19 protein-coding genes and 1 pseudogene are annotated in these 18,409 nt (G+C 56.9%); 8 read left to right on the top strand and 12 right to left on the bottom strand.

Annotated features, from left to right (window positions below; all coding sequences use genetic code 11):
- The first annotated feature begins 100 nt into the window (after positions 1-100).
- The gene (locus IV433_RS10110) at positions 101-1,207 is read left to right on the top strand and encodes a suppressor of fused domain protein (RefSeq protein ID WP_195814102.1); all 1,107 of its coding nucleotides are present in this window, start codon (positions 101-103) and stop codon (positions 1,205-1,207) included.
- Between the two features lie 776 nt (positions 1,208-1,983).
- Here the strand turns inward: IV433_RS10110 and IV433_RS10105 are convergent.
- Positions 1,984-3,480, bottom strand: a complete 1,497-nt coding sequence (locus tag IV433_RS10105) for an MFS transporter (RefSeq protein ID WP_195814101.1) — start codon at positions 3,478-3,480, stop codon at positions 1,984-1,986.
- Positions 3,481-3,844: 364 nt separating this feature from the next.
- On the opposite strand from IV433_RS10105, the gene osmF reads away from it, so the two are divergent.
- From osmF to IV433_RS10085, 4 genes are read left to right on the top strand one after another with little or no spacing between them, the layout of a single operon-like run.
- The gene (gene osmF / locus IV433_RS10100) at positions 3,845-4,780 is read left to right on the top strand and encodes a glycine betaine ABC transporter substrate-binding protein OsmF (RefSeq protein ID WP_195814100.1); all 936 of its coding nucleotides are present in this window, start codon (positions 3,845-3,847) and stop codon (positions 4,778-4,780) included.
- Between the two features lie 60 nt (positions 4,781-4,840).
- On the top strand, positions 4,841-6,010 hold the full coding sequence (locus tag IV433_RS10095; RefSeq protein WP_195814099.1) for an ABC transporter permease: 1,170 nt from the start codon (positions 4,841-4,843) through the stop codon (positions 6,008-6,010).
- Positions 6,007-6,951 (top strand): ABC transporter ATP-binding protein, encoded by a 945-nt coding sequence (locus tag IV433_RS10090; protein WP_195814098.1) that lies wholly within the window; start codon positions 6,007-6,009, stop codon positions 6,949-6,951. The genes IV433_RS10095 and IV433_RS10090 overlap by 4 nt, the downstream gene beginning before the upstream one ends.
- Entirely contained in the window at positions 6,948-7,718 is a 771-nt protein-coding gene (locus IV433_RS10085; RefSeq protein WP_195814097.1) for an ABC transporter permease, read from the top strand. Before IV433_RS10090 ends, IV433_RS10085 begins: the two co-directional genes overlap by 4 nt.
- A 63-nt stretch (positions 7,719-7,781) precedes the next feature.
- Here IV433_RS10085 and IV433_RS26350 read toward each other — a convergent pair.
- Positions 7,782-7,883: pseudogene (locus IV433_RS26350) on the bottom strand (hypothetical protein); the annotation flags it as partial.
- A 224-nt stretch (positions 7,884-8,107) separates the two neighbouring features.
- On the opposite strand from IV433_RS26350, the gene yedA reads away from it, so the two are divergent.
- On the top strand, positions 8,108-9,025 hold the full coding sequence (yedA, locus tag IV433_RS10075; RefSeq protein WP_195814095.1) for a drug/metabolite exporter YedA: 918 nt from the start codon (positions 8,108-8,110) through the stop codon (positions 9,023-9,025).
- A gap of 5 nt (positions 9,026-9,030) precedes the next feature.
- Here yedA and IV433_RS10070 read toward each other — a convergent pair whose 3' ends face one another.
- From IV433_RS10070 to IV433_RS10030, 9 genes are read right to left on the bottom strand one after another with little or no spacing between them, the layout of a single operon-like run.
- Complete coding sequence (locus IV433_RS10070; protein WP_195814094.1) at positions 9,031-9,567, bottom strand: DUF3833 domain-containing protein; 537 nt, start codon at positions 9,565-9,567, stop codon at positions 9,031-9,033.
- 21 nt (positions 9,568-9,588) lie between these two features.
- A complete protein-coding gene (locus IV433_RS10065; protein WP_195814093.1) occupies positions 9,589-10,116 on the bottom strand; it encodes a chalcone isomerase family protein in 528 nt (175 codons plus the stop codon).
- A complete protein-coding gene (locus tag IV433_RS10060) occupies positions 10,116-10,610 on the bottom strand; it encodes a DUF2878 domain-containing protein (protein ID WP_195814092.1) in 495 nt (164 codons plus the stop codon). Before IV433_RS10060 ends, IV433_RS10065 begins: the two co-directional genes overlap by 1 nt.
- Positions 10,607-11,839: an SAM-dependent methyltransferase gene (locus IV433_RS10055; RefSeq protein WP_195814091.1), complete on the bottom strand. Its 1,233-nt coding sequence runs from the start codon at positions 11,837-11,839 to the stop codon at positions 10,607-10,609. The genes IV433_RS10060 and IV433_RS10055 overlap by 4 nt, the downstream gene beginning before the upstream one ends.
- A 2-nt stretch (positions 11,840-11,841) precedes the next feature.
- Positions 11,842-12,558: a DUF1365 domain-containing protein gene (locus IV433_RS10050; RefSeq protein WP_195814090.1), complete on the bottom strand. Its 717-nt coding sequence runs from the start codon at positions 12,556-12,558 to the stop codon at positions 11,842-11,844.
- Positions 12,555-13,910 carry an NAD(P)/FAD-dependent oxidoreductase gene (locus tag IV433_RS10045; protein WP_195814089.1) on the bottom strand — a complete coding sequence of 452 codons (1,356 nt, stop codon included), beginning with the start codon at positions 13,908-13,910 and terminating at the stop codon, positions 12,555-12,557. The genes IV433_RS10050 and IV433_RS10045 overlap by 4 nt, the downstream gene beginning before the upstream one ends.
- Position 13,911: 1 nt before the next feature.
- Complete coding sequence (locus tag IV433_RS10040) at positions 13,912-14,628, bottom strand: SDR family NAD(P)-dependent oxidoreductase (RefSeq protein WP_195814088.1); 717 nt, start codon at positions 14,626-14,628, stop codon at positions 13,912-13,914.
- The gene (locus tag IV433_RS10035) at positions 14,628-15,080 is read right to left on the bottom strand and encodes a nuclear transport factor 2 family protein (RefSeq protein WP_195814087.1); all 453 of its coding nucleotides are present in this window, start codon (positions 15,078-15,080) and stop codon (positions 14,628-14,630) included. Before IV433_RS10035 ends, IV433_RS10040 begins: the two co-directional genes overlap by 1 nt.
- Complete coding sequence (locus tag IV433_RS10030) at positions 15,080-15,934, bottom strand: MerR family transcriptional regulator (protein ID WP_195814086.1); 855 nt, start codon at positions 15,932-15,934, stop codon at positions 15,080-15,082. The genes IV433_RS10035 and IV433_RS10030 overlap by 1 nt, the downstream gene beginning before the upstream one ends.
- 178 nt (positions 15,935-16,112) lie before the next feature.
- Here IV433_RS10030 and IV433_RS10025 point away from each other — a divergent pair, with 178 nt between their 5' ends.
- A complete protein-coding gene (locus IV433_RS10025) occupies positions 16,113-16,682 on the top strand; it encodes a helix-turn-helix domain-containing protein (RefSeq protein WP_195814085.1) in 570 nt (189 codons plus the stop codon).
- A gap of 25 nt (positions 16,683-16,707) precedes the next feature.
- The gene (locus IV433_RS10020; RefSeq protein WP_195814084.1) at positions 16,708-17,259 is read left to right on the top strand and encodes a GNAT family N-acetyltransferase; all 552 of its coding nucleotides are present in this window, start codon (positions 16,708-16,710) and stop codon (positions 17,257-17,259) included.
- A 147-nt stretch (positions 17,260-17,406) separates the two neighbouring features.
- On the opposite strand, the gene IV433_RS10015 is transcribed toward IV433_RS10020, so the two are convergent.
- The gene (locus IV433_RS10015; protein ID WP_195814330.1) at positions 17,407-18,402 is read right to left on the bottom strand and encodes an ABC transporter permease; all 996 of its coding nucleotides are present in this window, start codon (positions 18,400-18,402) and stop codon (positions 17,407-17,409) included.
- Positions 18,403-18,409 lie beyond the last annotated feature (7 nt).

Raw genomic sequence — 18,409 nt, 5'->3', positions numbered from 1 at the left:
TCGGGGATTTTTGGGAATATTGCCCGTTATCGGGCTGGCTTATCCGTTCTACACTGACCATCACAGGGAATAATAAGCTTCCTACTATTGCCGAGGTCATATGCGCCAGTCCGACATTGTTGCTGAAGTCAGTAACGACAAACAAACCCTGACCGCGCTGGTCGAACAGGACAACCGCGTGGTGTATTTCTACATTTTCGCCCGCGAAGATCTGCGTGACCGTTTTCCGAAAATGCGTGCCTGCTGGGTGCGTAATCTGGTGCCTGCGCCTTTACACGATGACACCGCTGCCACCGAACAGGGCATCGCGCCGCTGCTGGCCGCGCCTTATTGCCGCAATCTGGAAGGCGAAGCGCCGCTGGATCCGTCGCAGATTCAGATCCTGTGGAACGAAAGCGATGACGGCGCGGCGTTGTGGTATCAGGGGTTGCTGCTGGCGGTGATCCCCGGCTGGAGTTTGTATATCGATCACTCGGTGTGTTATTCCGCCGGGTGCATCGCGCAGAACCCGCTGACTTTCCCGCTCGGTTCCGCCTCGACGAATACGCAGTGCGAGTTGGCGGAAAAGACCCGTTTATTCTGGCGTGACTGGCAAAATGAATTCAGCAATCCATGGCCGAAAATCCAGCGCAAACTGCTCGAATCCTACGAAGATCGCTTTGGCCCTTCGCTGAAATATTATCTGATTAACCAGGGCAGCTGGCCTCCGATGGCGATTTCTCAGCACGAAGACGATGAGAATTATTACTTCTTCACCGTCGGCATGAGCATCCGTCCGATGCCGCAAATCGACATCATTTTCAACGATGAAGCCGAAAAGCACCGTCGCATTGAACTGGCATTTTCCGTCGGGAAAGAATACGTCACTGAAGAAAACGCCGTGCAGATGGCGAGCGCGCTGTCCGGTTATGCGCAAATCCCGTGGACCACGCTCAGCTGGCTCGGCGAAGGCCACACGCTGATGTCCCCGATGGCACCGTTGGGCTTCGAAGGCCACGTCATTTCCTCCGCCCTGTGCGGCCCGGCCGATAAAATGGACCTGCCAGAGATTTATGGCGATCCGGTGAATCAGTTCTGGGTCAGCCCGATATTTACCAGTGAACTGGAATACGCAAAAGGGAAACCGAATGGCGGATTTGAACTGGTCGGGGCGATGATCGAGAATGGAATCGGGTTTGTGTTTGCGCCGAGAAGCGCGGTGATCTGAAGCCAGACCAGGCTTCGGGGTGGTTTTTAGTTTGCCGCCTGGGCTTAGGTCATAAACCTGGGCTCGCCGCCCAAACTGGCATTAAGTTCAAGGTCGTGGGCGTCGGCCCACACCGACTTGGGGGCGGCATATCGCCGCCGCCCCCAAGACCCCCGGGTTCTTTCACTGCGCGCTACCGCTCGCTGGCTATGTTTCAGCAACTCCGGCTAGTGCCGCAAACGCCGCCGCTGCGCGGTACTTTCGCTTCGGGTTCGAACCTGCTCGTAAAAAGACTCTCGCCGTTTCTCACCGCTCGCTCAACGTCGTTTTGAAAGCGGCCAGTGGCTATTTAATTCGAAAGATTCATGCTGGCTGGTTTTGATTTGCTCCTTCCCCTCTCACGAGGGGAAGGCCGGGATGGGGTGTTGGTTTTAGCGACACAGTGGCCTGCTAAACCCCCTCCCGGCCTCCCCCTTCGCAGGGGGAGGAGCAAACCAAATCATTGTTATTTTTTGAGAAAGGATAGATGGCGCGCTCAGAAATTTTGCTGACCGAGGGTTCGAGACTGCAAGGCTCGAAGCCCGCAGGGAAGGCACCGCGTAGCGGCAAGATTTCGCGCCACACGCCGGAGTGACAGAATATGTCCATCGACCCAGCGGTAGCGCGTGTTGGAAAAAAGCGAGGAGAGTCGAGAGAGGAAAAGCACTTTCCTCTCTCGTCGGTTTAGGCATCAGTCGCTGAGTGGGCACCGCTCATGAAAAACCGAAACTTTCACCTTTCTGAAAGATGTTAAGCCGTCAGTGCCGCGGCACCGGCACATCAAAATCCTCTGCATCCACGTCATACCCCGATGGCTCCCAGCGTATCGCCGTCAGCACGATAAGCCCCGCCAGCGGCGCTAACGCGATCACCCAAAACACGCCTGTGCCTAACGCGGCGGAAAGCACCGGGAACAGGAACAGGGAAACCGTTGAACTCGAACGCATCAGCGTCTGGTTGAAACCGACACCCATGCCGCGCAGCGACGTCGGGTAGCTCAGCGAGGCAAATGTCATAGTGTGCGAACCCGGCCCGAAGCCCTGACCGAACAGGAACAATGCCAGCATCGCGATGGAAATCGCCGCTTCGCCGCCGTCTGCCGGACGGCCAACCAGCGCGAGGCCGATCATCGCAACGAGCTGGCAGGCGTAACCGGCATAAGTCATTTTCCATGCGCCAAATTTAGACACATAGCGCACGGCAATCAGGCCGCCGACAAACGCGAAGCACAGGTTCAGGCCGAGCGAGAACAAAATAGTACTGATCATCGATTGTTGCAGGAAGCTCGACAGAATCACCGGCAGACCGAACGCCACGGCGTTGTAGGCAAATGACGATGCGACGGCGGTCACCGTAGCCAGCACGGTGCGGCGCAGGTAAACGCCCTGTAACAGCGTGCCGTAGTTGCGCCAGGCGGCTTTACGTACCTTCACCTGCGGCGTTTTGTCTGCGTCATCCGCAACCACCGCATTGATATTGTAAGATTTACGCAGGATAGCCGCCGCACTTTGCAGGTCGCCCTGATTTGCCGCCCAGACCGGTGATTCATTCATATAACGGTGACGGATAGCGATAATCAGAATGGCCGGAACCGCGCCAAAACCGAGGATTAAACGCCACAGCCAGTCGGTGTGCGTGGCGGGCAATACCGCGTAAAGCAGCAGAACCAGCAAATAGGAAACGCTGATGGCGGCGTACCACGTTGGGCACCACATCGCCACGCGCGAGGCTTTATTGCCGCGCCCCTGAAGCTTTGAGAACTCCGCCAGAAACGCCATCGCGACCGGTAAATCGATACCGACGCCGAGGCCCATCACAAAGCGCGAGCCGCCGAGCACCCATTCGTTAGGCGCAAAAGCACAGGCCAGTGCGGCAATCACGAAGAAGAACATGTCGGCCATAAAGACACGGTAACGGCCAATTTTGTCGGTCAGATAGCCGCCAAAAAGCGCGCCGACAATCGCCCCGAAGGTGATCGCGGAAGCGACAAAACCCGCGCCGGAAGGCGTCAGGCCGAACTGGCGGGTGATATCTTTCATCCCGAAGGCCAGCGCGCCGAGGTCGTAAGCGTCGAGGAAAACGCCGCCCAGTGCGATAGCAATCACGATGCGCGCGTCGCTGATTTTCGCAGCGCCACGGTTCACTAACTGAGTAATATCGGCAGCGGAACGAATCACCACCGGCTTGTCAGACGCAGAATCTGCGCTGTAATCCCCTGAAGAGGCGGCGGGAGAGGCCGCAATTGAATCAGACATTGTTGTGTTTACGCTTTTTGACAAAAAAACCAGCATAGAGGCGAGGTGATGCCGGTCACAAGTCCTGATTCAGCGATACGTAAAAACAAATGGCTATAAGTTAAAGCTAAGTGATCTAAGACCCATTCCTCATCAATAAACCGGCGTTTTGGCGCGCCCGTTTAGCGCCTTGATTCAATGCTAATTTATTGAAAATACTTTGCAGTTTTTGGCAATACGTCAATCCGGGTTTTTGGATTACCCTTCTTCAGCCTGCGCAAAATTGGACTATCCTTGTTAGCACGCTGTTTTCACTGATGAAAGCCAATTTGAAAGTCTGTCGCCCGGCGACACAATCTAAAAAAAATCAATAAGAGGACATACCATGACTGCAATAAAAGGGCGGGTGCGGGGACTGACCGCAGCAATGCTGGCGCTGTCGGCCATGAGTTTCACCGCGCACGCGGCAGACGATACAGTGCGTGTTGGCTCGAAAATCGATACCGAAGGGTCTTTGCTGGGTAACATCATTATTCAGGTGCTGGAAGCCAACGGCATTCACACCACCAATAAATTGCAGCTGGGTACGACCAAAGTGGTGCGCGGCGCGATCACCGCCGGGGAAATCGATATTTACCCGGAATACACCGGTAACGGTGCGTTCTTCTTCTCTAATGAAAAAGATCCGGCGTGGAAAAATGCGCAGGCCGGTTTCGATAAAGTGAAAAAACTCGATTACGACCAGAACAAGATTGTCTGGCTTGATCCGTCTCCGGCGAATAACACCTGGACAATCGCGGTGCGTCAGGATGTGGCGAGTGCGCATGATCTGAAATCGCTGGCCGATTTGGGCAAATTCATCAGCAGCGGCGGGGATTTCAAACTGGCGGCGTCGGCAGAATTTATCGAGCGTCCGGATGCGTTACCGGCGTTTGAAAATGCCTACGGCTTCAAGCTGAATCAGCAACAACTGTTGTCGCTGGCGGGCGGTGATACGGCGGTGACAATAAAAGCAGCGGCGGAAAAAACGTCCGGTGTGAACGCCGCGATGGCGTATGGCACCGACGGCCCGGTGGCCGCGCTCGGCCTGCAAACGCTGGAAGATCCGAAAGGCGTGCAGCCCATTTATGCGCCAGCGCCGATCATCCGCGAAGCCGCGCTGAAAGCGCATCCGAACATTCCTGATCTGCTGAAACCGGTCTTTGCTTCTCTCGATACCAAAACGCTGCAAACGCTGAATGCGAAAATTGCGGTTGATGGTCAGGATGCGAAGAAGGTCGCGGCGAAGTATTTGCAGGACAAAGGTTTCGTTAAAAAATAATCGGGCAGTGACGCCCTGAACGCGGCCTTCGGGCCGTGTTCACTGAAATCAGGTAACGTTTTGGCTCATCATTCACCCGTTAAAAACCGCGTATTGCTGACGCTGGTTTTCCTGTTATTGCTGGCCGGTTCCGGACTGGCCTTTCTTAGTCATGCCCCTAACCGGCTGGTGTCGGGACAGGGCATTTCACTGGCCTCGCTGCTCCACGGTTACACCTTTTTCGTGCTTCTGCCGGTGATATTGCTGGTGGTGAGTGCTTTTCTTACGTTATTTGGCCGCAGCCATTTACTGGTGATGTTGCTGGCTGAGATTCTGCTGGCGGCGCTGGTCTGGCTGGCCGGACACACCGCTGTGCAACTGACCGGTGGCAACGAAGACAGCATTGCGCGCACCTCGCTCGGCGGCGGTTTCTGGGCGGCAGCGGCGCTGTGTCTGCTGATTGCCTCCGACGCTATTTCCCGTTTTACCCGCAATCACACCCTGCGCATTTTGCTCAATATCCAGATGCTGATCCCGGTGATTTTGCTGCTGTTTTACGGCCAGCTTTCGGAGCTGTCGCTGCTGAAAGAGTATGACAACCGTTCGGACGTGTTTAACGACGCACTCTGGCAGCATCTGGGAATTTTGTTGGGCACGCTGGTGCCTGCGGTGCTGATCGGCCTGCCGGTCGGTTTGCTCTGTCATCGCAATGCGCGCTGGCGCGGGCCGGTGCTGTCGGTGCTCAATATTATTCAGACCGTGCCGTCGATTGCGCTGTTTGGCCTGCTGCTTGCGCCGCTGGCCGGGCTGGCAAAAGCGCTGCCGTGGCTGGCCGAACATGGGATCAGCGGTATCGGGCTGGCCCCGGCGATTATCGCGCTGGTGCTTTATTCCCTGTTGCCGCTGGTGCGCGGCGTAATTGCCGGGCTCGATTCCGTGCCGGAGGCGGTGACGGAATCCGCGCGCGGCATGGGCATGAACCGCGGGCAGGTCTTTTTCCGCGTCCAGATGCCGATCGCGCTGCCGGTCATCCTCACCGGCATCCGTATTGTGGCGGTGCAAACGGTCGGAATGGCGATGGTGGCGGCGCTGATCGGCGCGGGCGGGCTGGGGGCGATTATGTTCCAGGGTCTGTTAAGCAGCGCGCTGGATCTGGTGCTGCTCGGGGTGATCCCGGCGGTTCTGATGGCCGTAGTGGTCGACAGCCTCTTTAAATTCGCAGTCTCAATTTTGGAAACTTCACGCAGATGATTCATTTCAAGCAGGTAAGTAAACACTTCGCTGGCAAGGCGGTCGTGCGTGACCTGACGCTGGAAATGGCCAAAGGCGAGTTCACCGTGCTGATCGGCACGTCCGGTTCGGGGAAATCCACCACGCTGAAGATGATCAACCGGCTGGAAGAGCACGATCGCGGCGAAATTCTCTTTGCCGGTGAACCGATTGAAAAATTTCGCGCGCAGGATTTACGCCGCCGGATGGGGTACGCCATTCAGTCGATTGGTCTGTTTCCGCACTGGACGGTGGAGGAGAACATCGCCACCGTGCCGCAGCTGCTGAAATGGCCGAAGGCCAAAATCCGCGACCGCGTGACCGAATTGCTCGAGCTGCTGAGCCTGGATCCGAAACAGTTCCGCACGCGTTATCCGCACCAGCTTTCCGGCGGGCAGCAGCAGCGTGTCGGCGTGGCGCGTGCGCTGGCATCAGACCCGGAAGTGTTGCTGATGGACGAACCGTTTGGCGCGCTCGATCCGGTGACGCGCGCGACGTTGCAGGAAGAAGTGGCGCGTATTCATAAACTTTCGCACCGCACCATTGTGCTGGTGACGCACGACATCGACGAAGCGCTGGCGCTGGCCGACCGCATCGTGCTGCTCAACGACGGGCAGGTGGTACAGCAAGGCACGCCGCTGGAATTACTGACCAAACCGGCGACGCCTTTCGTGCGTGATTTCTTTGGCGGCAGCGATATGGGCATCCGTTTGCTGTCCTTGCAGGAAGTCGGTTCGCGCACGCGGCAGGGCGAATATTACGCCGGTAACGAAAAACCTCTGGTGGCGTCGATGAGCCTGAGCCAGGCGCTGTCAAAGTTTGTCGCGCAACAGGTTCAGCAACTGCCGGTGGTGGATGAGCACGGGCAGCCGGTCGGTGTGCTGCATTTTGCGGATCTGACGACGACAGGGAACGGTGTATGAAGCGCGTCTTACGGCGAATTATCACGGATCCTTTCATCTGGGTACTGGCGCTTTTGCTGGCGCTGATTTTCGGGATGACGTCACTCGGCGGGCTGTTCCACTGGATGTTTCCCGCGCTCAGCAGACCGGTATATCAGCAGGAAAGTTTCGCCTCGCTGGTGGAAGCGCACCTCTTGCTGGTCGGTGTTTCCAGCCTGATTGCGGTGATGATTGGTGTAGCGGCGGGCGTGGGGGTGACGCGCCCGGCGGGGAAGGAATTCCGCTCGCTGGTCGAAACGCTGGTGGCGATGGGGCAGACGTTTCCGCCGGTCGCCGTGCTGGCAGTCGCGGTGCCGGTGATGGGATTCAGTGAAAAACCGGCGATTATTGCGCTGGTGCTTTACGGCCTTCTGCCCATTTTGCAGGGAACGATTGCCGGGATTGAATCGGTGCCAGCGTCTGCACGCGAAATTGCGCAGGGCGTCGGGATGAGCCGCTGGCAGATGCTGAGAAAAGTCGAAATCCCGCTGGCTGCGCCGGTGATCATTGCCGGTATCCGTACGTCGGTGATCATCAATATCGGGACGGCGGCGATTGCGTCAACGGTCGGGACATCAAGCCTGGGGTCGCCGATTATTATCGGTCTGAGCGGTTTTAATACGGCGTATGTTTTGCAGGGCGCGGTGATTGTCGCGCTGCTGGCGATTTGCGTGGATATGCTGTTTGAACGCTGGAGCCGCTGGCTGCAACGGTGGCAGCAGCGGTCTGGCGGTGAATCAGTGCGCTGACGTCGAAGACGGCGCCGGAATCACGGAAGGGGCGTCGTTATCGCTGACCGGTTTAGCGTCGTCCTGAATCACCACCGCATAACCTGCGACCATCACGCCACCAATTGCGCCAATCGCCATCAGGCCGAACAGTGCGATAAATAATTTTTTGCCAAGCGAATTCATGTGCAGTACCTCGGAAATTTGAACGACGAATTATAAATTGTTTACCTCCTCCGGCAACACACTATTCATGCGCTAATTACGTTAACCGCCAATGCCTCTCATTTTTTGTCATATGCAGAAACTTTTTAGCAACATTTTGACGCGATCGCACAGATTCCCTTGCCGGTAATCGCGCCAATAGCGTTAACTGTTTGCCTTTATTATCACGCTAATAAGTTATTCCTATGACTGCCTCTGTGACCCGTTCCCTGCTGCCGTTAATCGCAGCACTGTTTGCGCTGTATTTTATCTGGGGTTCTACCTATTTCGTGATCCGCGTGGGCGTGGAAAGCTGGCCGCCGCTGATGATGGCCGGGCTGCGTTTCTTTGTTGCCGGATGCATTATGTTCACGTTTTTGCTGCTGCGCGGGCATAAAGTGCCGACGCTGAAACAGTGGATGGCCGCCGGTGCGGTGGGCATTTTGCTGCTCTCTGTCGGTAACGGTCTGGTGACAGTCGCCGAACATATGCAGGTGCCGTCGGGCATTGCCGCAGTGATGGTCGCCACCGTTCCGCTGTTTACGCTGTGTTTCAGCCGTCTGTGGGGAATGCCCAACAGCCGTCTGGAATGGACCGGCGTGGCTATCGGCCTGTTCGGGATTGTGCTGCTCAATACCGGCAGCAATCTGGAAGGAAACCCGTGGGGCGCGGCGCTGATTTTGCTGGCCTCGCTGAGCTGGGCGTTTGGTTCGGTGTGGAGTTCGCGGCTGACGCTTCCGGTTGGCCTGATGGCCGGTGCGGCGGAAATGATTATTGCGGGCGTGGTCTTGCTGGTTGCCAGCCGTATCAGCGGTGAACATCTTGCTGCCGCGCCAAAACTGAGCGGTTTTCTGGCGCTGGGTTATCTGGTGGTTTTCGGCTCGATGATTGCCATCAGCGCGTACATGTTCCTGCTGAAAACCGTGCGTCCGGCCGTCGCCACCAGCTATGCCTATGTGAACCCGATAGTCGCCGTTTTGCTGGGTATCGGCTTCGCCGGTGAATCCCTTTCGCCGGTCGAATGGGTCGCGTTAGGCGTCATTCTTTGCGCCGTTCTGCTGGTGACGCTGGGTAAATTCGTCTTCGGCCGCCGCAAAACGGTGATTAAAGAGGTGAAGATTTAACACCCTCACTTCTTCTCAAAGAACAGCGTCACCCGCGCCACTTCGACGCCGAATTTTCTCAGCGACGTGACGTTAAACAGATGCTGTTCGTCCTGCTGGTAAATCCAGTCGTCGAAGGTCAGGCGGTACGTGCTGCCGCCTGATTTTACGTCCATTACATATTTCCAGTTGAACGCATTCCCCGCCGATTGCCCGGTCGCGGTGCCGATAATGTCACCCGCCGTACCGGTATAACGGCCGTCCGCGAGTTTGCGGATGCGCCAGACGCGGGTCTGTTTCTCGCCGTCGTCATACACAAAATCCTCGTGCAGCGTCAGCGTATCCGCCACCACGTCACCATGAATTTTGGCGGTAAAACGCCGGGTCTGTTTATGGCTGTAATCCTGCACCATGCCGTATGCCACGGTATCACCGGCAAAATAGGTGAAGATATCCAGCGATGGCTGCGTTTGCGCATAATCTTTGATGCTGGCACTGCAACTGGTCAGCAGCAGCGCGCAGGCCGCCAGAAAGGGAAGAAGCATTTTGCGCAGGGCAGTCATAAAACCTCCGGTCGGTGAACATTAATCGGACGCCGTCGCGCCGATAAGCTTGCTGCGTAAATCAGGATATTGCGTGGCCGGTGAAAGCCAGATGGCCAGGAATGCGTCGCGAAACGCCGGGTTGAACGGTTCGCCGATGGGTTGAATCAGCACACTGTTTGGCGCCCGGCTGTAAAATTGGCCGCCGTTCTTATCAGCCAGAAAAACGATTTCGCTGCCGTTACTGACGTCCGGCCAGATTTTTTCAACGCGGTTCAGCCAGTCATTTTTCCGTGCCTGTTCCAGCAGTCCGAGTGCCTGCCATTGCTCTTCCGTGGCTTTGGTCAGCTCCTCGCGATCAATGCTGCGCAGGTAGTCGATCACTAACGCCTGCGGCCATTTTTGCGCCTGATAATGGCCTTCCGGCGTCAGCAGCTTTGAGTTGTAAACCTCAAACGGCCCCCAGCTCAGCGTGGCGCGCCCGACCTGCCGCCAGTGATCCCAGGGTGTGGCGGCGAGGGTGGAGAATGAAAGCAGCAGCGGGATTGCCAGCAGTAAAAAACGTTTCATCAGGTTCTCCGCACGTTACGCAACAATACCGGCAGGCTTACCAGTGGCAGGAAGACGGCCCATCCGGCGGCGAGTGCCAGCCAGACGTAAACCGGTGCGGCGATGAGCTGCATTGCGCCAAGCTGCATACCGAGGAAATACGCCAGCGGCCCGCTGACCGCGCCAAGCGGGATCAGCCAGTGCCACGCGAGACGTATTACGCCAAGCAGCCACAGCCACCACGCGCTGAACCCCAGCCAGAGCGCCATCATCCACGGCGGAACGGCCTGCGAATCCGTAAATTCAAACAGGCCGAAAATGCACCACAGCGAATCAAGCATGATGCCCAGCGTGCAGGCGACCGCCACCCATAAGCGGCGGGGCGAAGGCGTGAACGCCAGCATCAGAAAACTGCTGATCAGCAGAAAAACAATAAACCGGTCGCGCCCCCAGACGGCCAGCGTCCACCAGGCATCAAAGCCCAGCGTCAGCAGCCAGAAGCGCCACGATTTCATCCGCGTCGCTCGGCGATAAGCTGCACGGTGCTGATGGTGCGGGCGCGGAATCCGGCCTCGCAGTAGCACAGATAAAACAGCCACAGGCGGCGGAAATGTTCGTCCTGAACGCCGTCCGGTTGGGCATTCCAGTAACGCTGTACCCGTTCGCGCCATTCGTGCAGCGTGCGGGCGTAATCAAAACCGATGTCGAACAGGTCACGTACCACCAGCCCGGTATACCGGGTCATGGTTTCATTCATGGCGGTGACGGACGGCAGAAAGCCACCGGGGAAAACGTAGCGCTGGATAAAATCGACCTTGCGGCTGTAGCTGGCATAACGTTGATCGGCAATGGTGATCGCCTGGATCGCCAGCCGTCCCTGCGGTTTTAACAGGGCGTTACAGCGTTTGAAGAAAGTGGAAAGATAGCGTTTCCCGACGGCTTCGATCATTTCGATGGAAACCAGTTTGTCAAACTGGCCGCGCAGGGAACGGTAATCTTCAAACAGGACGGTGACGCGGTCGCTCAGTCCGGCTTTCTCAATACGATCGCGGGCGTACTGAAACTGCTCGCGGGAAATGGTGGTTGTGGTGACTTTGCAGCCGTACTCCCGCGCGGCAAACTCTGCCATCGCGCCCCAGCCGGTGCCGATTTCCAGCAGATGGTCGCCCGCATGCAGTTGCAGTTGCTCGCACAAACGGCGCATTTTGGCTTCCTGCGCCTGTTCGAGCGACATCTGCGGGGTCTGATACCAGGCGGATGAATAGAGCATTTGCTCATCCAGAAAACCCTGATAAAAATCGTTGCCGAGATCGTAATGCGCGGAGATATTTTTGCGTGCCTGCGTCGGGCTGTTGCGGCGGAATAAGTGAATCAGCTTGTTCAGCGGCGTACTCAGCCAGCTCAGCCGCGCTTCGATTTTATCCACCAGCTTCATGTTTTCAGCCAGCAGTTGCAGAACCGCCGTCAGATTGGGCGTCGTCCAGTCGCCATCAATAAAACTTTCGCCTGCCGCGATACTTCCGCCGAGCAAAACCCGCCGGTAAGCCCGCAGATTGTGGACTTCGATTTCGCCCTGCAAAGGGGCCGCCGCGTCGCCAAAAAAGACCGCCTCTTCACCCGGTTCACGCAGCGTTAACCCTGCGCCATTCAGATTTTTTAATACGCCGAGAATCAGTGCGCGTGCAGCCTTGCTGCGCCGGTTCATCGCCCCTTCGCGGGCGAGTTGCACTTCGGGTTGGCTCATGATCAGTCCTTATCAACAGGAGGATGAGAATAAATGGGTGCCCGTTTGAGCCACAGTTTTACCGCCTGCCAGTAAATGGTCAGGGCGGTTTTTGCGGTCATGACAGGCAGCCGCCACAATTGCTGGCGCAACGCGTCGCGGGTGAGCGGGCGGGCGGTCAGCGACAGGGCAGCATCGAATTCACGTTCTTTACGGTGATTTTCGATAGTGATGTGTAATTCTTTTCCCGGGGGTGTCAGACGCCAGTGATAGACCATGTCCATCGGATTAAAGGGCGACACATGGAAGGCTTTCGGGACCGGTTGCGAACCGTCGGGCAGCACGGCGTAGGTGTGGCGTTCATTCCAGGGCGTGTTGCGCACCTCGGCCAGCATCCAGCGCAAAATTCCGGTCTTATCATAAAGGTAGTAGAAATTGACCGGATTGAAATAGCAGCCGAAATAACACAGTTGACAAAGCAACATTACCCGTCCGTCGGGGCGATCGCCGGTCAGTTCGGCAATTCTGTCCTGCGCTTTGGTTTTGATGTCGCCGCCGCCCAGATAGTCTTTTCGGCGAAAGCTGGCCGGCGAAAAACGTTCCAGCTTTACGCCGAGTGCAGGCAGTTGTTCCAGCTCATCGAGATCAATCAGCGGCATGAAAATGTCGTAATCGAAACGGTGCTCGACCGGCGTAAACCGCCGGTGGCGCACGGTGCCGACGTACAACGTGCTGTTCATGACGCCTCCCGTTCGGCCTGTCCGGCGGTGTCTTCGCGTTCAAGTTGCAAGGCCAGCTGTTCGGCCACGTCGCGGGCGCTGTTGACGCCGTCTTCATGGAAACCGTTGTACCAGTAAGCGCCGCAGAACCAGGTGCGGTTGACGCCGTTGATGCGGTAACGCTGCTGCTGCGCGTGATGGCTGGCGACGTTCAGCACCGGATGCATATAGGTCGCGCGGAACAGGACTTTGCTGCCGTCAACCGGCGTGAGCGGATTGAGCGAAACGCAGAAGGTTTTCGGTGCGTCCAGCCCCTGCAAGATGTTCATGTTGTACGTCACGCTGGCGCGGCGCGTGTTTGACGGATTGCCATCGCGCATGTCGCCGCGCAGGGCGTCGCCGATTGTATTCGGCAACTGATAATTCCAGCTCGCCCAGGCACGTTTTTCACGCGGCAGCAGGCGGGTATCGGTATGCAGAATCACGTCGTTAGCCTGATAAGGCAGCTCACCGAGAATGTCTCGTTCGTCAGCCGTCGCCTGTTCGCCCAAAATCGCCAGTGCTTCATCAGAATGGCAGGCGAAAATGACCTGGTCGAAATGTGCCTCACCCTGCGCGGAATGCACGACCACACCGCAGGACGAACGGATGACCTGAGTCACCGGCGCACCCGTCAGCAGTTTCACGCTGGCCGGTAACCGCGCCTGCAAGCGGCGGATATATTCCCGCGAACCGCCCGGCACCACCATCCATTGCGGACGGTTTGTCACATCAAGCAGCCCGTGGTTATCAAAGAATCTCAGGAACATCGACAGCGGAAAATTCGCCATATCGCCCAGCGAGGACGACCAGATCGCGGCACCCATCGGCAACACATAATGCAGTGCGAAAAACGGCGAAAAGCCATTTTGATCGAGCAAATCGGCCAGCGTATCTTCGTCATTGTGCGGGTTCAGCAGGCGCGCTTTGCAGAGTTTATTAAAGCGCAGGATCTCGAAAATAAAGCGCCAGAACTGAGGCCTGAAAAGATTGCGGCGCTGGGCAAACAGGCTGTTGAGCGAATGCCCGTTATATTCAAGCTTGCTGGCCGGATTGCGCACGGAAAAACTCATTTCCGTCGGCTGGCCTTCAATGCCCAGCTCGCGCAACAGGGCGATGAAATGCGGATACGTCCGCGAGTTGTAGACAATAAAACCGGTGTCGATGGCGTAGGCTTTGCCGTCTGAAGTCACGTCCTGCGTGGCAGTATGCCCGCCTAACGTTGCCGACGATTCGAAAACCGTGATCTCGCAGCCGGGCTGGCTTTTCGCCAGCATCCACGCACAGCTCAGGCCAGAAATGCCGCTTCCCACGATCGCCACTTTTATTGTCATTTCATTTCACCATTTTCCGACATAACCATTTTTGCAGGCTCACCGGCAGCAAAGACGCCACCCTGAGGAAACCGGCAAAAAGCGGCGGGAATGCAATTTCACTGGCACCGCGCGCCAGTTTTTTTCGAATGTGCTGAGAAGCCTGCGTGACGGTCACCATCATCGGCATCGGAAAATTGTTCCGTGCCGTCAGCGGTGTTTCCACAAATCCCGGCTGGATCAGCGAAATGTGAATCTGGCGCGGAGCCAGATCGACGCTCAGTGAACGTGCGAAAAAGGCCAGTGCGGCTTTCGATGCGCCATACGCTTCACTGCGCGAAAAGGGTAAAAGCCAGGCGGTGGAACCGACGATCGCCACGCGACTTCCGGCTGCTAAACCCGGCAGCAGGGCGTCCAGGCAATTGACCGGGCCGATAAAATTGGCGTTCATCACGCGGGCAACTTTTTCGGCCTCCACTACGCCGTTATCCAGGTATTCACAGGTTCCGGCGCACAGAATCACTAAATCGGCCTGTACGTCGTGTAACGCCTGACGCGTGGCGGTCAAATCGGTGATATCAAAACACAGCGGAATAATCAGCGGACTGGCGGCTGCCGTGCTGAGGATTTTTTCCAGGCTGCGCCCGCACGCCGTCACTTCCCAGCCTTCGGCGGCATAATCCTGTGCCAGCTGTTTTCCGATACCTGAACTGGCACCGGTAATCAGAACGCGGCGCATTATTTCAACCTGGCTTTGACGACGCGGACGGCGCCGCCGAGCACCGGCAGATGCTCATACAACATCGCGCCGAGGTCGTAATAATCGCGCTGATAAATCACGCGGTTATCGCTCAGGCGGATATGGCTTGCGCCGTGCAGAAACATCGGCTGGCCTTTTTTTAGTGCAGGATGGGAAAACTCCATCTGCCAGAACAGGGACGCTTCGTCGCCCTGCAACAGCGGGGGCTGAATTTCAAAGCGGCAATAATTCACTTTCCTGAGCAACTGCGAGAAATAGCGCTCGAGCGCGTCCACGCCGTCGTAATGCGAAACCGGATCGATAAACACCACATGCGGGTGATAGATGCGTGAAAGCTGCGGCAGCTGGCTCATCTCGAGCTGATGATAAAATTCGCAAAGTCGCGACAAAACGTCGGGAGCAATGGCGGGCTCAGGAAAATGTTTAATCATTATTTTTTTCCTTCTTTGCGCACAGGCACCATCTGAAGAATGGTGTGACTTTCGTCATGCGGTAAAAGCGCCGGCTCAGGGTCTTCGTGAGATTCATCTTCTCCGGCGCTGAGAATAACCGCCGAGCTGCCCAGAAGAATGATCGAAAGCCCTTGTTCCACCCAGTTCAGAAGCCGCTGGCGCTGGATCTGCGTGAGCTTGCCTTCCGACCACAACAATATTTGCGAGCCGCTGAGGTTTTCCAGATGCGGCTCATCCAGCGGAACCGGCAGGATTTCAACCTGCATACCTTCTTCGCAACGCACAATGGCTTCGAGCCACAGCTCGGTACTGTCGGTGTGCCCCCAGCCGGTCAGCGTTGCCGGGGTTCCCGGCCGTTTACGCGCGGCATTCATGCACATGACCGCGTGCTCGATGATCAGCCCGTCGAGCTGGCTGCGCATCATCAGCAGCCGTGAATCGCCGGAACTCAGACGCTTACGCAACGGGCGCAAAATATTATTCACAAACGAGGCCGCCGGATATTCCCGGCCCAGTTCGATAATCAGCTGACGCACTTTGTTGCTGCGTCCGTCCTGAAGTGCGGTCAGAAGACGGTGTTCCCCCTGCGACCAGCCGCCGGGTAATGCCTCGACTTTGCCTTCCAGCAGGGATTTCACCTGGCCGACGGGAATGCCGCGATTGATCCAGCCCAGAATGGTGCGGATGGTGTCGAGATCATCATCGTTAAAGAGGCGGTGGCCGCCTTCGGTGCGCTGCGGTTTAAGCAAGCCATAGCGGCGTTGCCATGCGCGAAGCGTGACCGGGTTGATACCACAAATTCGGGCGACTTCGCCGATGCTGTAAAGAGACATAGTTAAATCCAAAAATATTCATCCAACTTATCGTAACTCTAGCGCCTGAACTGAAAGCTGTACAACTTTATTATTTTTGTACAACTTGGCTAATACTTTCCGCTTACATTATTTTAACTTGCGATTTTCTCAAATGAGAGATATTTTCCCTGTATTGAGATTTTTCAAGGGGAACAAAATGGAAGAAGGGCAGGACAGTCACGATCTGCGTCTGGCCGAACGGCTGGCGGAATTACGCGTCAGCCAGGGCTGGTCGCTGGAACAACTGGCGCAGCGCACGGGCATCAGCCGGGCAACGCTTTCCCGTGTGGAGCGTGCAGAAACCAGCCCGACCGCGTCGCTGCTGGGCAAACTGAGCGCGGCGTACGGGCTGACCACCTCGCGCCTGCTGATGGCTCTGGAAGATAACCCGCCGGAGCTTATCCGTGCCGCGCAGCAGCCGGTGTGGCATGACCGCGAAACCGGTTTTGAGCGCCGTTCGGTTTCCCCGCCCGCACCGGGTTTTCGCGCCGAACTGATCTCCGGCACGTTAAAAGCGGGTGCCACGATTTCGTATGATTCCCCGCCGGTGGACGGCCTCGAGCAGCATATCTGGATGCTCGAAGGCATTCTGGAGTTCACGCTCGATTCACGCACTTACCGGCTTGAGGCCGGAGATTGCCTGCGTTTCCATCTTCACGGCACCTCGTCATTCCACGTTCCCGGCCCGGCGGATGCCCGCTACGCCATTGTGATTTCACGTCCTTAAATCTGACAAAGTAAGGTTCATCATTATGCAAAACGGCAGGGCAGCAGCGATAAACGATATAGCGATAAGCGAAGTGCAGGGCGGCATATTGCCGGAGGCGGATCTGGACGCACTGGCAGAAACCCTGATGCAGTCGGTGGCGCTCGGCGCAAGCATCGGGTTCATTCTGCCGTTCGGGTTTGTGCAGGCGCAGGCGTTCTGGCAAAAATTATTGCCTGCTTTTGAGCGTGGCGAAAAGCGCCTTCTGGTCGCCCGCGAAGCCGGAAAAATCATCGGTACTGTCCAGCTGGTGGTCGATCAGCCCGCCAACGGCGCGCATCGCGGCGACGTGGTGAAACTGATGGTGCATCCGCAAGGACGCCGTAAAGGTGTGGCGAAAAAGCTGATGGACGCAGTGGAAGCGCTGGCGCACCGGGAAGGCAAAACGCTGCTGGTGCTCGATACCGTGACCGGCAGCCCGGCGCAGACGTTATATGAGAATCAGGGGTTTACGCTGAGCGGCGTGATCCCGCAATACGCGATGTCGACGGGAGGCGTGCTGGAGTCGACGAGTGTGATGTTTAAGGTGCTGGACTAAAAGATTTATTTGCTCCTCCCCCTGCGAAGGGGGAGGTTGGGAGGGGGTTTAGCAGATGAAAATACTGCCCGCGTAAACTTCAGCTCACGAATTCGCCATTAATACCCCACCCCAACCCTCCCCTTCGCAGGGGAGGGAGTTTAAAAGCTACCGCTTCTGTATATACGTCAACGCAAGCGCCACCGCCAACACCAGCCCTTTAATAATATCCATCGCATAATACGGCACCGACAACATCACCAGCCCGTTCGACAAAACGCCCAGGATGACGGCGCCGAGCAGCGTCCCTAATGCATTGGGTTTGCCGGAACCGGCAAGGGAAAAACCGATATACGCGGCGGCGACGGCGTCCATCAGATAACCGCCACCGGCGTTCACCTGCGAAGAACCGATACGCGACGCCAGCAAAATACCGCCTGCGCCTGCCAGAACTGATGAAATCACGTAAGCAATCACGCGGTAACGCGCGGTGCGGATCCCCGCAAGGCGCGCGGCCAGCGGGTTGCCGCCGATGGCGTACATGCGGCGTCCATGCTTGGTCAGGGACATAAACAGTTGTACCGCGACGGTCACCACCGCCATCACGATCACAATCACCGGTACCTGACCCAGCAGGCTGAACACCGCAGGAACGGTGCCTTCGGCCATGTCACCGCTCGGCAGCAACATGTTTTCGGTGATCGACCCGCCGTAGCTGTAGGTCATCGCCGCGCCCTGAATGACGAACAGGCTGGCGAGGGTGGCGAGCATGTCAGGGATTTTCAGGATAACAATCAGGAAGGCGTTAAACAGACCGACCAGCGTACACAGTGCGAGCGTGATCAGAATCGCTTCTGTTGTGCCAAATCCGTGCCAGACGAACATCGAAATCACCAGCGCATTGGCGAGCGACGCCGTTGAACCGACCGACAAATCAAAGCCACCGACCGAAAGTGAAATCGATACGCCGATGGCAATCACCGTCACGATGGCGATGGAACGCAGAATATTGATGATGTTCGATGGTTCGAGGAAGTTGTCCGAGGCCACACCAAAACCGGCGATCAGCAGCACAACGGTCAGCAACATGCCCCATTTATACAAAAATTCGAACAGCTGATGACGCCAGGGCTGACCCGCTGCCAATGTACTTTCTTTACTCACCACGGCT

Origin of the sequence: Rahnella laticis (assembly GCF_015644585.1) — a bacterium.
Lineage (GTDB): Bacteria > Pseudomonadota > Gammaproteobacteria > Enterobacterales > Enterobacteriaceae > Rahnella > Rahnella laticis.
This window is presented reverse-complemented; position numbering and strand designations above follow the sequence as displayed.

Coding starts and splice junctions, on each gene's coding strand:
- yedA (WP_195814095.1), top strand. CDS start 8,108: ATGACTGCCTCTGTGACCCGTTCCCTGCTGCCGTTAATCGCAGCACTG.
- IV433_RS10105 (WP_195814101.1), bottom strand. CDS start 3,480: ATGTCTGATTCAATTGCGGCCTCTCCCGCCGCCTCTTCAGGGGATTAC.
- IV433_RS10055 (WP_195814091.1), bottom strand. CDS start 11,839: ATGAGCCAACCCGAAGTGCAACTCGCCCGCGAAGGGGCGATGAACCGG.
- IV433_RS10050 (WP_195814090.1), bottom strand. CDS start 12,558: ATGAACAGCACGTTGTACGTCGGCACCGTGCGCCACCGGCGGTTTACG.
- IV433_RS10070 (WP_195814094.1), bottom strand. CDS start 9,567: ATGACTGCCCTGCGCAAAATGCTTCTTCCCTTTCTGGCGGCCTGCGCG.
- IV433_RS10065 (WP_195814093.1), bottom strand. CDS start 10,116: ATGAAACGTTTTTTACTGCTGGCAATCCCGCTGCTGCTTTCATTCTCC.
- IV433_RS10110 (WP_195814102.1), top strand. CDS start 101: ATGCGCCAGTCCGACATTGTTGCTGAAGTCAGTAACGACAAACAAACC.
- IV433_RS10045 (WP_195814089.1), bottom strand. CDS start 13,910: ATGACAATAAAAGTGGCGATCGTGGGAAGCGGCATTTCTGGCCTGAGC.
- IV433_RS10060 (WP_195814092.1), bottom strand. CDS start 10,610: ATGAAATCGTGGCGCTTCTGGCTGCTGACGCTGGGCTTTGATGCCTGG.
- IV433_RS10025 (WP_195814085.1), top strand. CDS start 16,113: ATGGAAGAAGGGCAGGACAGTCACGATCTGCGTCTGGCCGAACGGCTG.
- IV433_RS10035 (WP_195814087.1), bottom strand. CDS start 15,080: ATGATTAAACATTTTCCTGAGCCCGCCATTGCTCCCGACGTTTTGTCG.
- IV433_RS10090 (WP_195814098.1), top strand. CDS start 6,007: ATGATTCATTTCAAGCAGGTAAGTAAACACTTCGCTGGCAAGGCGGTC.
- osmF (WP_195814100.1), top strand. CDS start 3,845: ATGACTGCAATAAAAGGGCGGGTGCGGGGACTGACCGCAGCAATGCTG.
- IV433_RS10020 (WP_195814084.1), top strand. CDS start 16,708: ATGCAAAACGGCAGGGCAGCAGCGATAAACGATATAGCGATAAGCGAA.
- IV433_RS10030 (WP_195814086.1), bottom strand. CDS start 15,934: ATGTCTCTTTACAGCATCGGCGAAGTCGCCCGAATTTGTGGTATCAAC.
- IV433_RS10040 (WP_195814088.1), bottom strand. CDS start 14,628: ATGCGCCGCGTTCTGATTACCGGTGCCAGTTCAGGTATCGGAAAACAG.
- IV433_RS10085 (WP_195814097.1), top strand. CDS start 6,948: ATGAAGCGCGTCTTACGGCGAATTATCACGGATCCTTTCATCTGGGTA.